Annotated in this window: 15 protein-coding genes; 9 read left to right on the forward strand and 6 right to left on the reverse strand. The window is 46.8% G+C overall.

Going from position 1 to position 13,508, the window contains the following annotated elements; all coding sequences use genetic code 11:
- Positions 1-16: 16 nt before the first annotated feature.
- The 5 genes from BLU97_RS07730 to BLU97_RS07750 are packed head-to-tail and all read left to right on the forward strand — an operon-like array spanning position 17 to position 5,759.
- Complete coding sequence (locus BLU97_RS07730) at positions 17-736, forward strand: ABC transporter ATP-binding protein (RefSeq protein WP_074760996.1); 720 nt, start codon at positions 17-19, stop codon at positions 734-736.
- A 5-nt stretch (positions 737-741) separates the two neighbouring features.
- On the forward strand, positions 742-1,998 hold the full coding sequence (locus tag BLU97_RS07735; protein ID WP_074760997.1) for an ABC transporter permease: 1,257 nt from the start codon (positions 742-744) through the stop codon (positions 1,996-1,998).
- A gap of 33 nt (positions 1,999-2,031) precedes the next feature.
- Positions 2,032-3,276, forward strand: a complete 1,245-nt coding sequence (locus BLU97_RS07740) for an ABC transporter permease (RefSeq protein ID WP_074760998.1) — start codon at positions 2,032-2,034, stop codon at positions 3,274-3,276.
- A gap of 32 nt (positions 3,277-3,308) precedes the next feature.
- Complete coding sequence (locus BLU97_RS07745) at positions 3,309-4,421, forward strand: efflux RND transporter periplasmic adaptor subunit (protein WP_074760999.1); 1,113 nt, start codon at positions 3,309-3,311, stop codon at positions 4,419-4,421.
- A gap of 6 nt (positions 4,422-4,427) precedes the next feature.
- On the forward strand, positions 4,428-5,759 hold the full coding sequence (locus BLU97_RS07750) for a TolC family protein (RefSeq protein ID WP_074761000.1): 1,332 nt from the start codon (positions 4,428-4,430) through the stop codon (positions 5,757-5,759).
- 26 nt (positions 5,760-5,785) lie between these two features.
- Here BLU97_RS07750 and BLU97_RS07755 read toward each other — a convergent pair whose 3' ends face one another.
- From BLU97_RS07755 to BLU97_RS07765, 3 genes are read right to left on the reverse strand one after another with little or no spacing between them, the layout of a single operon-like run.
- Positions 5,786-7,042, reverse strand: coding sequence for a glycosyl hydrolase 53 family protein (locus BLU97_RS07755; protein WP_074761001.1), 1,257 nt, complete (start codon positions 7,040-7,042; stop codon positions 5,786-5,788).
- A 24-nt stretch (positions 7,043-7,066) separates the two neighbouring features.
- On the reverse strand, positions 7,067-7,255 hold the full coding sequence (locus tag BLU97_RS07760) for a hypothetical protein (RefSeq protein WP_013064993.1): 189 nt from the start codon (positions 7,253-7,255) through the stop codon (positions 7,067-7,069).
- 34 nt (positions 7,256-7,289) lie between these two features.
- Positions 7,290-8,474 (reverse strand): phosphoribosylaminoimidazolecarboxamide formyltransferase, encoded by a 1,185-nt coding sequence (locus BLU97_RS07765; protein ID WP_013064049.1) that lies wholly within the window; start codon positions 8,472-8,474, stop codon positions 7,290-7,292.
- Positions 8,475-8,552: 78 nt separating this feature from the next.
- On the opposite strand from BLU97_RS07765, the gene BLU97_RS16040 reads away from it, so the two are divergent.
- Complete coding sequence (locus BLU97_RS16040; protein ID WP_155267466.1) at positions 8,553-8,705, forward strand: hypothetical protein; 153 nt, start codon at positions 8,553-8,555, stop codon at positions 8,703-8,705.
- Between the two features lie 42 nt (positions 8,706-8,747).
- Here BLU97_RS16040 and rplS read toward each other — a convergent pair whose 3' ends face one another.
- Positions 8,748-9,107, reverse strand: coding sequence for a 50S ribosomal protein L19 (gene rplS / locus BLU97_RS07770; RefSeq protein ID WP_013065233.1), 360 nt, complete (start codon positions 9,105-9,107; stop codon positions 8,748-8,750).
- Positions 9,108-9,280: 173 nt separating this feature from the next.
- Between rplS and BLU97_RS07775 the strand changes: the two genes are divergently transcribed.
- Together BLU97_RS07775 and BLU97_RS07780 are read left to right on the forward strand one after the other, a co-directional pair.
- Entirely contained in the window at positions 9,281-10,045 is a 765-nt protein-coding gene (locus BLU97_RS07775; protein ID WP_074761002.1) for a 5'-nucleotidase C-terminal domain-containing protein, read from the forward strand.
- A 3-nt stretch (positions 10,046-10,048) separates the two neighbouring features.
- Positions 10,049-10,891, forward strand: coding sequence for a bifunctional metallophosphatase/5'-nucleotidase (locus BLU97_RS07780; RefSeq protein ID WP_074761003.1), 843 nt, complete (start codon positions 10,049-10,051; stop codon positions 10,889-10,891).
- A gap of 2 nt (positions 10,892-10,893) precedes the next feature.
- Here the strand turns inward: BLU97_RS07780 and BLU97_RS07785 are convergent, their stop codons facing one another.
- The gene (locus BLU97_RS07785) at positions 10,894-11,601 is read right to left on the reverse strand and encodes a porin family protein (protein WP_074761004.1); all 708 of its coding nucleotides are present in this window, start codon (positions 11,599-11,601) and stop codon (positions 10,894-10,896) included.
- A gap of 171 nt (positions 11,602-11,772) precedes the next feature.
- Between BLU97_RS07785 and BLU97_RS07790 the strand changes: the two genes are divergently transcribed.
- Positions 11,773-11,940 (forward strand): 4Fe-4S binding protein, encoded by a 168-nt coding sequence (locus BLU97_RS07790; RefSeq protein WP_013065171.1) that lies wholly within the window; start codon positions 11,773-11,775, stop codon positions 11,938-11,940.
- A gap of 133 nt (positions 11,941-12,073) precedes the next feature.
- Here BLU97_RS07790 and BLU97_RS07795 read toward each other — a convergent pair whose 3' ends face one another.
- Positions 12,074-13,498 carry a tetratricopeptide repeat protein gene (locus BLU97_RS07795; RefSeq protein WP_139208931.1) on the reverse strand — a complete coding sequence of 475 codons (1,425 nt, stop codon included), beginning with the start codon at positions 13,496-13,498 and terminating at the stop codon, positions 12,074-12,076.
- Between the last annotated feature and the right edge of the window lie 10 nt (positions 13,499-13,508).

The raw sequence follows: 13,508 nt of genomic DNA on the forward strand, positions 1-13,508 counted from the left end.
TAAGGTAAAAATAACAATGATACATTTAAAAGACATCAACAAAACCTATCAGGGTGCCCAGCCACTACATGTGCTGAAGGGTATCTCGCTCGATATTGAAAAGGGTGAGTTCGTCAGCATCATGGGTGCTTCGGGCTCAGGTAAGAGTACACTGCTGAATATCTTAGGTATTCTGGATAACTACGACAGTGGGAGCTACGAGCTCGCCGGAACTCCCATCTGGAACCTCTCAGAGCGTAAGGCGGCTGAGTATCGCAACAAGATGATAGGTTTTATTTTCCAGAGCTTTAATCTCATCTCTTTCAAGACCGCCGTGGAAAACGTTGAGTTGCCATTATTCTACCAAGGGGTATCCAGGAAAAAGCGTCACCAGATGGCGATGGAGTATCTGGATAAGCTGGGCTTGGCCGACTGGGCTGAGCACTACCCCAATGAGCTGTCGGGAGGACAGAAACAGCGTGTGGCGATAGCCAGAGCACTCATCACCCGTCCACAGATTATCCTGGCCGATGAGCCTACAGGTGCACTCGACTCGAAGACATCTGTGGAGGTGATGCAGCTGCTGAAGAAGCTGAACCAGGAGGATGGCATGACCATCGTGGTGGTAACTCACGAGAGCGGTGTGGCTAACGAGACTAATAAGATAGTACACATTAAGGATGGCATCATCGGACAGATTGAGGAGAACCTGAACCACGACGCCAGTCCATTCGGTATTAACGGCATGATGAAGTAATTACTATGCATGATATACTAACAGAAATATGGCAGACGGCACGGCGCAATAAGCTGCGTACTACGCTCACAGGATTTGCTGTGGCGTGGGGCATCTTTATGATCATCGTGCTGCTTGGAGCTGGAAACGGCCTCATTAATGCCACTATGAAGATGAACAGCGACTACCTGACCAATTCGATGGAGGTGGATGGGGGATGCACCACGATGCCCTATAAGGGAATGAAGGAGGGGCGTTACATTCAGCTGAACAGGCACGATATGGAAGCTACAGAAACTGAGTTTACTGAGAATGTCGACGAAGTGGGAACCTGTTATTATACCACCGCCATAGTAACCAACGGCGAGAATTATAAGAGTATTCAGATAGCAGGCGTTACGCCTGTTCATACCCAGATTGTAAAAACACATCTGATTTGTGGACGATTCATCAACGATATCGACGTGAAGGAGCGTCGTAAGGTACTGGTGCTTGCCGATAGTCACGCTAAAGAGCTGGAGCCCAAGGATTACAAGACACTGCTTGGTAAGAATGTGAAGGTGGGTGATATCCAGTTTAAGGTAGTTGGCATCTATAAAGGTAACAACGAGGGGTGGGGTAACTCTTTTTCGTCGTACACTACCATCAAGAGCATCTATGGTGCCAATACACCTAGCATAGGTAGCATTGAGTTTACCTTCCACGGGCTGGAAACCGATAAGGCAAACGATGACTTTGAAAAGGGCTATCGCAGACGTTTGAATGGTGCACATCAGGCTCATCCCGACGATAAGCGTGCCATCTGGATGTGGAACAACTATACACAGAGCCTGCAAATGAATACTGGTATCGACATCATCCATACTTTCCTCTGGGTTATCGGATTGTTTACGTTGCTTTCAGGTGTCGTAGGTGTATCAAACATCATGCTCATTACTGTGAAGGAGCGTACCCACGAGTTCGGTATCCGCAAGGCCATTGGTGCCAAGCCATGGAGCATATTGCGACTGATTATTATCGAGAGTGTGATTATCACTACCATCTTTGGTTACTTAGGTATGTTGTTCGGCATATTTGCCAACGAGTATATGGATGCCACACTGGGTCACGAGGTGACCGACCTGGGTGTGGAGAAGATAACCCTGTTTGTTGATCCTACAGTAGGACTGGATGTATGTATCGAGGCCACGCTGGTGATGGTGATAGCTGGTACTATCGCAGGACTCATCCCTGCCTATAAAGCAAGCCGTATTCGTCCTATTGAAGCGCTTCGCGCCGACTAGACATACTAGAATCACTAGAAATACTAGATAATTATGAGAATAGATATAGATAGTTACAGAGAAATCATCGATACGCTGACTCGCAATAAGTCGCGTTCGTTCCTCACCGGATTCGGTGTGTTCTGGGGCGTGTTTATGCTCGTAGCATTGATGGGAGGGGGACAAGGCATGAAGGAGATGCTGTATAACAACTTCGAAGGCTTTGCGCAGAACACCGTGCTGATGGGAGCATCGGAAACTACGAAGCCCTATAAAGGCTTTAAAAAGGGACGTAGCTGGTATATGGATTACAAGGATGTAGAACGCCTGAAGCAGCAAGTGCCTGAACTGGATGCTGTGGCACCAGTACTGATGGGACGTGGTTCGACCGCCTACTATGGCGACCAGAAGACTACACCCAGAATACAAGGTACGCTACCTGAGATGACCAAGATTGAAACACCTAAGATGTATTACGGACGTTACATAAACGATATGGATGTACGCGAGCAGCGCAAGGTGTGTGTGATTGGTAAAAAGATATATAAGGAACTGTTTAAGGAAGGTGGCGACCCCTGCGGCAAGAAAATCCGTGTTGATTCTACTTACTACGAGGTGGTAGGTGTTGATTATCGATCGGGTGGTATTTCGTTAGGTGGTCGTGCCGAGGAGCGCATAACCATGCCACTTACCCTAATGCAGGCTGCCTATAATCGCGGAAACTCGGTTGATATGATTGCTGCCGTTGGTCGCCCTGGCGTGCTGATGAGTAAGATTACCGACCGTATGCGCGAAACTGTGGCTCGAGCCCATTATATCGATCCTACCGACGAACAAGGTGTGGGCATGTTTAATACCGAGCTGATGTTCCAGATGATTAGTAATGTGTTTAAGGGCGTAAACATCCTGATCTGGTTGGTAGGTTTAGGAACCCTGTTGGCTGGTGCCATCGGTGTGTCGAACATTATGATGGTAACCGTTAAGGAGCGTACCACCGAGATTGGTATCCGCCGCGCCATAGGTGCCACCCCCAAGATGATCCTCTCGCAGATTATTTCAGAGAGTATTGTGCTAACCTTAGTGGCGGGTATGAGTGGCATCCTGTTCGCGGTAATGATACTGCAGATGCTGGAGATGGCAAATACCGAGGATGGCATCATACAGACCCACTTCCAGGTAGGATTCTGGACAGCCATATTCTGTGCCGTAGTGGTAAGTACGCTGGGTGTGCTGGCAGGCTTAGCCCCAGCAGCCAGAGCCATGAGCATTAAACCTGTTGATGCCATGCGAGATGAGTAATTAATTAGAAACAAAATAAAAACTATAAAAATATGAAAAAGTACAGCAAACTGATTATCGCCGCTATCGTAGCGCTGATTTTCATCGGAACATTCGTGTTCCTGTGGCAGAAGAGCCAACCCAAGGAAGTGGTTTACAACGAGTTCACCCCAAAACTCGACAGCATCCAGAAAACCACCATTATCACAGGTAAAATCGAGCCTCGTAACGAGGTTAACATCAAGCCTCAGATCTCTGGTATCATCAGCGAACTGCTGAAGGAGCCTGGCGACTATGTAAACGCTGGCGATGTAATTGCTAAGGTAAAGGTGATACCCGATATGGCCCAGCTCTCGAGTGCTGAGATGCGTGTACGTCTGGCCGAGATCAACCTGAAGCAGGCTCAGACTGATTTTGAGCGCGAGCAGAACCTCTTTAACCAGAAACTGGTAAGTGCAGATGAGTTTGATAAGATTAAGATGAGCCTGAGTCAGGCCAAGCACGAGAAGATTGCTGCTCAGGATGCACTCGAGGTAGTACGCGACGGTGTGTCAAAGTCGAATGCTAAGGCTTCTTCTACCCTCATCCGTTCTACCATCAGTGGTATTATTCTCGATATCCCAGTTAAGGTGGGTAATTCGGTTATCCTGTCGAATACCTTTAACGATGGTACCACGATTGCTACCGTGGCAAATATGAAGGATCTGATTTTCCGTGGAAATATCGACGAAACTGAGGTTGGACAGCTGGTAAACGGCATGAACATGAAGATTACTATCGGTGCCCTTCAGGACCTGAAATTTGATGCTGCCTTGGAGTATGTATCGCCAAAGGCTGTTGAGAGCAATGGTACCAACCAGTTTGAGATTAAAGCTGCTGTAAAGCTTAGCGAGGGTGGTAAGATTCGTGCTGGCTACAGTGCCAATGCCGAGATTGTGCTGGCTAAGGCCGATAAGGTTCTTACTGTACCCGAGAGTGCCATCGAGTTCAGTGGCGATAGCACCTTTGTTTATGTTATCAAGGGCGCAGGCAAGAACAAGACCTACGATCGTACCTATGTGGAGACAGGACTCTCTGATGGTGTGAATATCGAGATTAAGAAGGGCGTTACAACCAAGGATAAGGTTCGTGGCCCAGAGATTATTGCAGATGATAAAGAAAAGTAAGCGATTATGAAAAGATATGTTTTTGCATTGATGATTGGTTCGCTGGGCCTTGGTACAGCTAGTGCCCAGAAGGCATGGGGCTTGCGTGAATGCTGTGAATATGCTGTGGAGCATAACATCGGCATTAAGCAGCAGCAGAACCAGTGCCGCCAGCAGGAAATTCAACTCTCTACTGCCAAGAACTCGCGTTTGCCAGATTTGAGCGGTAGTGTCAGTCAGAACTTCTCTTTCGGACGTGGTTTGACAATGGATAATACCTATACCAACAAGAATACCAGTAGCACATCGCTGCAGTTGACTGCCAGTATGCCATTGTTCACAGGTTTCGAGATTCCCAATCAGATTAAGCTGAATCAGCTGAATCTCGAAGCAGCTACAGCTGATTTGGAGAAGGCTAAGAACGATATCCGCATGCAGGTGGCTCAGGCTTATGTGCAGATTCTGTACGATATGGAGATGGCTGATGTGGCTCATCGCCAGATTGAAATCGACTCTGCTCAGGTGGCTCGACTTCAGGCTTTTGTGGATAATGGTAAGGCCAGTGGTGTTGAACTCTCACAGCAGAAAGCTACTTTGGCTAACAGTAAGCTGACTGCTACTCAGGCTGACAACAATATGCGTCTGGCCATCCTGACGCTTACCCAGTTGCTGGAACTTGATACACCTGAGGGCTTTGCCATTAATCGTCCAACCAAAGAAGAACTGGATATGATTGCCAATCTGGTTAATATCGTTACTCCTGACCAGGTTTTTGCTGAGGCGCTTGGTATCAAACCTGAGATTCTCTCACAGCAGTTAAAACTGAAGGGGGCTGCTCATAGCATTAAGATAGCTCAGGCTGGTTACTATCCCACACTCTCGCTCAGTGGCGGTTTGGGTACTAACTACTACACCACTTCAGGTCTCAAGTCAGATGGTTTGGGTAAGCAGTTGGAGAACAACTTCAGTCAGTATATCGGCTTGAATCTGAGTGTGCCTATCTTTAATCGTTTCTCTACTAGGAATCGCATTCGTAGTGCACGTGTAGATCAGGCTAATCAGCAGCTGCAGCTCGACAATACCAAGAAAACCCTGTATAAGGAGATTCAGCAGGTGTACTATAACGCCCTGAATGCGCAGACTAAGACTCAGAGCTCTGCTGAGGCTGTTAAGAGTTCGAAGGATGCTTTCGATCTGGTACAGGCTAAGTACGAGAATGGTAAAGCTACCATCACGGAGTTTAACGAGGCCAAGAACAATTATATGAAATCAGAGTCGGATCTGGTTCAGGCCCGTTACGAGAATCTCTACCAGCAGGCCCTGATAGAGTTCTATCGAGGCAAGGAGTTGAATTTCTAAGGCATAAAAATAGTTCGCTAGCACAGTTAGCGAACTATTTTTTTCTTTCCTTCATTGATGTATATGCCTGTTTGGGAAGGCTGATGGCCTAATCGTCTGCCATCTAAAGCATACCAAACGGAGTTCTTGTCTTTCTCATTCTTGATTCCCTGAATCCCAGAGCTGGTGGTGCTGAAGTTCTTCAGCTCGTATAAAGCCGGAAGGGCTCTGCCTGTCTCGTTGTCGAACAGCGATGCGTTATACCATTCATCTGTGACGCGTTGGGTTGCCCAATCCAGACCGTATTCATTGGCTTCAAGGAACCACCAGAACAAGCCTTTTACGTTCTGATGTTTGTTGAGCATGGTGATGAGCTCTTCGGTAAACTGGCGTTGACCTTCGTAGGTCAGGGGATAGTATTGCTTGTCCTTATCGCCTACTGAGTAGTGATAGCTGCAGCCAGTCTCTACAACCATGATGGTCTTGTCAGGGAAGTTCTTTTCGAGCTGACTCAGTCCGTTGTCAAGATGAGAGATAGGACCTTTAAAGTACGGATAGTACGATACGCCAATGATGTCGTAGTCAATGGCGTTGTCTTTGATGCGGTTATAGAATGCTACGTCGAGTGTAGGATTATTGGCACACTGTTCGGTGTGGATGATAATCTTGGCATCAGGACAGATCTCACGGCAGGCTTTGCCGGCATTCTTGAGGGCTGTGGCCAGAGAGTTCCAGTTGGTGTCGAGGTACGCGTCCCAATTGCTGTTGGCGCTTACCTTGCAGCCATCCCATAACATGCCGAAGCTGATCTCATTTCCAGTCTGAATAAAGTCGGGGGTGGCCCCAGCATCTACCAGAGCTTGAAGACTCTCCTTGGTATAGTTGTAGATGTACTCATAGACAGGTGTGTTGATCACTATCCATGAGGCTGGTACTCTCTGCTTCTCAGGATCAGCCCATGTATCGCTATAGTGGAAGTCGAGCATGAACTTCAGACCGGCATCTTTTATTTTCTTTCCAAGTTTGATGACGTAATCCAAATCCTGGCATACGCCTTGGCCTTTTTCCTCCTGGGTAGCAATGTCGGGTTCTACAAACAAGCGTACACGCATGGCATTCATGCCTTGCTCCTTCATGAAACCAAGCACATCTGTAATCTTCTGTCCGTCTTTGTCTTTGTAGTTAGCGTCATTCTCCTCATATCTCGATAATAGCGAGATGTCGCCACCCACATACTTCTGCGCACGAACCATGTTCGTGCTGCAGAGTAGGGTTGTTGCTAATAAAAGTTTTAGTAGTTTCATTCGTTCTTCTTTGTAAAAAAGTTGTTATTTCTTATGCCTGTTGGCCCGTTGCTCACGGTATTTGGCTTTCTGCCTTGCAGAGCCACTACCATGAGCACCAGTGATATACTTTTTCTTTTTGGCCTTGGTTTTCACCTTGCCATCGTCTTTCGGCTTGTCACCTCCACGTCCGAAGTTGATGCCGTTCTCAAGAATGTTCTGAAAATCGTCCATGAATTTACAATTTGACAATTTACAATTTCACAATTTAATGGTGGAATAAACGAACGCCAGTAAATGCCATTGCGATGCCATACTTATCGCAAGTCTCAATTACATTGTCGTCGCGAACTGAACCACCAGCCTGAGCAATAAACTCTACGCCGCTCTTATGAGCACGCTCGATATTGTCGCCAAAGGGAAAGAAAGCGTCGCTACCCAGAGCTACCTTGGTGTTCTGAGCAATCCAAGCCTTCTTCTCTTCCATCGTCAGCACCTCGGGCTTCTCCTTGAAGAACTGCTGCCAGGTGCCATCACGCAGTACATCGTCGTGGTCCTCTGAGATATAAACGTCGATGGTGTTATCGCGATCAGCACGACGGATGTTGTCGATGAAAGGCAGGTTCATCACTTTTGGATGCTGGCGCAACCACCAGATATCTGCCTTGTTACCAGCCAGACGGGTACAGTGGATACGGCTCTGCTGACCAGCACCGATACCAATGGCCTGACCATCCTTTACGTAGCATACAGAGTTACTCTGAGTGTACTTCAGGGTGATGAGTGCGATAATCAGGTCGCGCTTAGCCTCGGCTGTAAAGGTCTTGTTCTGTGTAGGCATGTTCTCGAAGAGTGCATCGTCGTCGAGTTTAATCTCGTTACGACCCTGCTCGAAGGTAATGCCGAATACCTGCTTGCGCTCGATAGGCTCGGGTACGTAGTTTGGATCAATCTTAATCACGTTGTAGGTACCCTTACGCTTATCTTTCAGTATCTCGATAGCCTCAGGTGTGAAATCAGGAGCAATTACACCATCGCTAACCTCGCGCTTCAGCAACTTGGCGGTGGTAGCATCGCAGGTGTCGCTCAGAGCAACAAAGTCGCCATAGCTTGACATGCGGTCGGCACCACGGGCGCGGGCATAAGCACAGGCGATAGGGCTCTCATCAAGGTCCTTCACGTCATCTACAAAGTAGATCTTCTTCAGTGTGTCGCTCAGAGGCAGGCCAACTGCAGCACCGGCAGGGCTTACGTGCTTGAACGAAGCTGCTGCGGGCAGACCGGTAGCAGCCTTCAGCTCCTTAACAAGCTGCCAGGCATTGAAAGCGTCGAGGAAGTTGATATATCCAGGACGACCGTTGATGACTTCGATGGGTAGCTCACCCTCAGTCATGAAAATGCGCGAGGGCTTCTGATTGGGATTACATCCGTACTTGAGTGCTAATTCTTTCATTTTTGCGATATTTTTTTATTTCTGTGTGCAAAGGTACAAAATAATTTTGTAATTTTGCACCAAACTTAAATTATTAACATGGAGAAGAAACGATTGGCGCTTCGAAAGCTGCTGGAAGCAGTAGAGAAGGAGATTCTGAAGAAACCTGATAAGAAAACACTCGACCGTTTGGCGCTGTTAGCAGGATTTCAGAGTTGGGATGATTTTCAGCACGCCCTGCATGGGGAATAAAAAAAGAGGCTCGCACACTTAGGTGCAGCCTCTTTTTCTTTTTTATTCACCAACGTTGTGGCGCTTCTCCTTAATACGAGCAGCCTTACCAGTGAGCTTGCGCAGATAGTAAAGCTTAGCGCGGCGAACCTTACCTACCTTGTTAACCTCGATGCTCTCAATGTTGGGAGACTCGATTGGGAAGATACGCTCTACACCAACGGTGCCTGACATCTTACGTACAGTGAAGCGCTTCTTGTCACCGTGACCAGCAATCTTAATTACTACACCACGATAGAGCTGGATACGCTCCTTTGAACCCTCGATAATTTTGTAAGCGACAGTGATTGTGTCACCAGCCTTGAACTCTGGGAACTTCTTGCCGGTTGCAAATGCTTCTTCAGCAATCTTAATTAAATCCATTGTACTTTATAACTAATAAAATTGTTGTATCGTTCCAACGCAACATAACAGGCCTCACGAAACTTCCTGCCAGCGATTACGCCGAAAAGCAGGTGCAAAGGTACAACTTTTTTTGGAATCAAAGAAATATTTCGGATATTTTTTGTATTTTTGCACCATTAAATTAAGTTGAGATGGATAAAAGACATATTTTTTATGCTTCATTAGCCTCTTTATTATTGGTTTCGTGTGCACCAAAACAATTCCAACTTACTGGTATTGAGCGCACTCGTGTGATTGTAGATAGTCGCTACGATCAGAATCCTGATGAGGCTGCTGTGAAGTTTCTTGAGCCTTACAAGCATGTAAACGACAGCATTATGGGACCCATTGTTGGTACCGTGGCACGTAACATGCATGCCACACGTCCTGAGAGTGATCTTTCTAATCTCCTGGCTGATATTCTGGTATGGTCGGGTAAGGATTATGGCGAGGATCCTGTATTGGGTATTTACAATATGGGGGGTATCCGTGCCGACCTGACAAAGGGTAAGGTAACCTATGGCGATGTGCTGGATGTGGCTCCTTTCGAGAACAAGATTTGCTTTATAACACTTACAGGCGAGCAGGTTCTTACGCTGTATGCTCAGATTGCCCATCGTGGTGGCGAGGGTGTAAGTCATGGCGTAGAGATTGTGGCCACTAAGGATGGTAATCTGCTGTCGGGTATGTTGCATGGTAAGGAAATCGACCCAAAGGCCGATTATCGTATTGCCACTATCAACTACCTGATTGAGGGTAACGATGGTATGCCTGTACTTAAAGAGGGTAGGGATATTATCGCCCCCGATGCAAAGAGCAATAACACCCGATTCCTGCTTATGAACTATTTCAAGGATCATCAGGCTCGTGGTGTTGAAGTAGATTCTAAAGTTGAAGGACGTATTAAAATTCAGTAAGCTATGCGTAAATTTCATCTTATTATAATGGTTGCGCTCCTGATTGTTGTATCTGCCAGCGCTAAAACCAAGAAGCAGCTTGTAGTGCTGCATACCAACGATACCCACTCGTGCATTATGCCGCTTAACGAGAATCTTGATAATAAGGATCTGGCTGGTCGCGGTGGCTTTTTGCGTCGTATTAATATGATTAAGGAAGAGCGCCGTCAGCATCCTGATCTGATGTTCTTCGACTCAGGTGATTTCTCGCAGGGCTCTGGTTTCTATACCCTCTTCAAGGGTGAGGTAGAGATTGGCTTGATGAATCAGATGGGATATGATGCTGTTACCATCGGTAATCACGAGTTCGACTTTGGACTTGAGAATATGGCCAAGCTGTTCCGTATGGCTAATTTCCCTGTAGTTTGTTCGAACTACGACTTTACAGGCACACCTTGCGAAGGCTTGGTAAAGGATTATATCACCCTGAAGCGTAATGGCCTGAAGATTGGTGTTTATGCCTTGGGTGCTCCTATGAAGGGACTGGTGGCTAATAAGAACTGCGAAGGCGTAAAGTTCCTCGATCCTATTGAGACATCGAAGAAGTATATCGATATTCTGCGCCGTCGCGAGAAGTGCGATGTGGTAATCTGTCTCTCACACTTGGGCTGGGCGATTTCTGAGTATCCCGATCATAAGTTTATGAGCGAGGTGCAGGGACTCGACTTGGTGCTGGGTGGACATACCCACACTTACATGCCCACACTGGAGTACGCACCTGATAAGACAGGCAAGCAGATTCCTGACGACCAGAATGGTAAGCACGGCGTGTTTATCGGCAAAATGGTGCTTACGTTCGAGAAGTAAGTTTATTCAAAGTAGAACGTTAATACAATCATCTTCGTATGCCCGCTTTTGATCGAGTTGGCATACGTTTTTTTATAGTCGTCCTTGATATCGGCCACGTGACTTTTGTCGATTCTGTTGCCTAAGCCATAGCAGAACTTCAATTCGGGTGCCAGTTTGAAGAAGGGCAGATACAGGTCGCATCCCATGCCAAGCTCCAGCATCAGGTCGGTACGCTGCAGTTGCACTATCTCCTGACTCTTGTTGGTTAGATTTATCATGCCGTTAACACCTGCCAGCATATAAGGTCGGATGTTGTTCCATCGCTGGGCCGAAAACTTCAGGTCGATGGGTACCGAAAGATAGGTATTCTTCAGGTCCTGTGTCTCTGTTCTTGGGTTCCCGTGGGTGTCTGTCTCGTCCAACTTGTGCAAAGTAAGGTGCTTGGCGCCAAAGTGCATGGTGGGTACTATGCGTAGGTTCAGATTGTTGGATAAGCGCATGTCGGCCAGTACACCTACCGAGAATCCGGTATTCCAGCGGTCGGCATCGCACACGATAGGCGCTTCGGTTTCAAACTCAATATCTTGCAGGTTCATGCCTACAGCTATGCCAAAGTGCATAGGGCGCAAGTCGATATATGGCTTGTGCTGTATCACGTATCGTCGTTGGGCTATACAGCTTGTGGCGATGCAGAGTGTTGCTATGATGGATAGAATTCTAATTCTCATACATATATAATAACGCAAAAATTGTCATTTTATTATAGTAATTCTTATTTCGACATTGTATAAATTATATAAATTTTCTACCTAAAGTTTGGTATGAACAAATTTTTATTGTACCTTTGCATCATTAAAAGTGAGTATTAACAGTATTAACAATTTAATTGATTAAGAATTATGGCATATGTAATTGGTGACGACTGCATCGCTTGCGGTACATGTCAGGGTGAGTGCCCAGTAGAGGCTATTTCTGAGGGTGAGAAGTATTCTATCAACCCCGATCTCTGCACAGAGTGTGGTACTTGTGCTTCTGTTTGTCCCTCTGAGGCTATCAGCCTTCCCTAATAAGATAGGACATATTGAAAGTATAGCAGGTGTTTCCAATAAGGAAACACCTGTTTTCTTTATTGGAAAATAATCACATAAAAAAGAGATGTTCATTGCTGAACACCTCTTTCTTTGTATTGTAATGCTTGAATTACTTCAGATCACGAATCTGCTTAGCAGCAGGATACTCTGGGTCGATAGCCAGAATCTTGTTAGCATACTCCTTAGCCAATGCCTTGTTCTTGCCAAACAAGAAAGCATTCGACATCAGGTAGTGCAAGCTGTACTTCAGCATGATGTCCTCGCCCTTAGTGCGATCAGCCTTACCCTCGAGCAGTTCTACAACCTTCTGGTAGTCGGGCTTAGCAAGACCCTTCTCACCGTTCTTGTCCAGCTTGTTATTCATTGTAGCGCACTGGTAAGCAGCGTATGTGCTCTGTACAGGGAACTTCTCAGCCATAGCATGGTAGGCAGCAATAGCCTTCTTGATGAACTCAGCCTTGCGAGCCTCGTCCTCGTCAGCATACTTAGAGTAAATCTTAGCAATACCTTCCATATCGTCAGAGTTTACATCGGGCTTGCAAGCCAGATACTGATCGTAGTACTTGATGGCATTGTCGAACTCCTTGTCCTTCAGATATGAGTCAGATACGCTCTTCAGGATAGCCCAGCGCTTAATCATCGACTGATCGTTAACCAGCTTCAGAGCCTCGTCGTAGTGAGCATACATGTTAGCCTTATCCTCCAGAGCCTGATAAATCAGAGCTGTGTAGAAGTGGTCGTACTCAGATACCTTGGCGCTGTCGGTCTCAAAGAAGTACTTGTGGATGTAATCCTTAGCAGCCTCGTAGTTCTTCAACTCGTAGTTTGAGAACATAGCCAAACGGTTGAATGTTGGGTTACGTGGCTCGAGCTTGATACCTGCCTCGGCAGCACGGAGTGCATCCTGGAAGTGACCAGTAAAGTAGCTGGCGCGTACAAACTCGTTCAGACCCAGCTTATCCAGCTTGCCGATGTTTGCCTTGGCATAGTTCTCGTAAGCCTGCTTCTCATCACCAGCCAGCATGTAGATGTGAGCTGTGATAGCATCAACATCCTCGTTGGGGCACTGAGCCTTCATTTCCTGCAGCTTCTTGGCAGCCTGACTTGGGCTGATCTTACGATATACCATAGCCCACTTCTTGTAACCCTCAGGATTCTTTGGGTCGAATGTGATAGCCTGGTTGTAGTAACCTGCAGCCTTACCACCATCTGTTCCGTAAGCCGACTCGATGTCGCCTAACAGCAGATAGGCAGGAGCGAACTGATACTTAGGCTTACCGGCTTCGTTAGCGTAGTTGGCAAACAAGCGGGCATTTGCTGTGTCCTTCTGAGCATAGAAGGCCTGACCGATCTTAATCAGCGCAGCAGCATCCTTCTTGTTCTTCTTGTAGGCAACTTTTGCTAACTCGGCTACATTAGGAGCCTTTGACTTAATACCGTCGAGAGCTGCATTGAGCTCTGCTTCCTGTGCATTAGCGGTGGCGCTGAAACCTGTCAGCAACGCACCCATAACTAGATATTTAATTGCTTTCATAATTTCTGTT

Source organism: Xylanibacter ruminicola (assembly GCF_900107775.1).
Taxonomy (GTDB): domain Bacteria; phylum Bacteroidota; class Bacteroidia; order Bacteroidales; family Bacteroidaceae; genus Prevotella; species Prevotella ruminicola_C.

Coding starts and splice junctions, on each gene's coding strand:
- BLU97_RS07760 (WP_013064993.1), bottom strand. CDS start 7,255: ATGGACGATTTTCAGAACATTCTTGAGAACGGCATCAACTTCGGACGT.
- BLU97_RS07740 (WP_074760998.1), top strand. CDS start 2,032: ATGAGAATAGATATAGATAGTTACAGAGAAATCATCGATACGCTGACT.
- BLU97_RS07730 (WP_074760996.1), top strand. CDS start 17: ATGATACATTTAAAAGACATCAACAAAACCTATCAGGGTGCCCAGCCA.
- BLU97_RS16040 (WP_155267466.1), top strand. CDS start 8,553: ATGGAGAAGAAACGATTGGCGCTTCGAAAGCTGCTGGAAGCAGTAGAG.
- BLU97_RS07745 (WP_074760999.1), top strand. CDS start 3,309: ATGAAAAAGTACAGCAAACTGATTATCGCCGCTATCGTAGCGCTGATT.
- BLU97_RS07790 (WP_013065171.1), top strand. CDS start 11,773: ATGGCATATGTAATTGGTGACGACTGCATCGCTTGCGGTACATGTCAG.
- rplS (WP_013065233.1), bottom strand. CDS start 9,107: ATGGATTTAATTAAGATTGCTGAAGAAGCATTTGCAACCGGCAAGAAG.
- BLU97_RS07795 (WP_139208931.1), bottom strand. CDS start 13,498: ATGAAAGCAATTAAATATCTAGTTATGGGTGCGTTGCTGACAGGTTTC.
- BLU97_RS07755 (WP_074761001.1), bottom strand. CDS start 7,042: ATGAAACTACTAAAACTTTTATTAGCAACAACCCTACTCTGCAGCACG.
- BLU97_RS07785 (WP_074761004.1), bottom strand. CDS start 11,601: ATGAGAATTAGAATTCTATCCATCATAGCAACACTCTGCATCGCCACA.
- BLU97_RS07750 (WP_074761000.1), top strand. CDS start 4,428: ATGAAAAGATATGTTTTTGCATTGATGATTGGTTCGCTGGGCCTTGGT.
- BLU97_RS07780 (WP_074761003.1), top strand. CDS start 10,049: ATGCGTAAATTTCATCTTATTATAATGGTTGCGCTCCTGATTGTTGTA.
- BLU97_RS07775 (WP_074761002.1), top strand. CDS start 9,281: ATGGATAAAAGACATATTTTTTATGCTTCATTAGCCTCTTTATTATTG.
- BLU97_RS07735 (WP_074760997.1), top strand. CDS start 742: ATGCATGATATACTAACAGAAATATGGCAGACGGCACGGCGCAATAAG.
- BLU97_RS07765 (WP_013064049.1), bottom strand. CDS start 8,474: ATGAAAGAATTAGCACTCAAGTACGGATGTAATCCCAATCAGAAGCCC.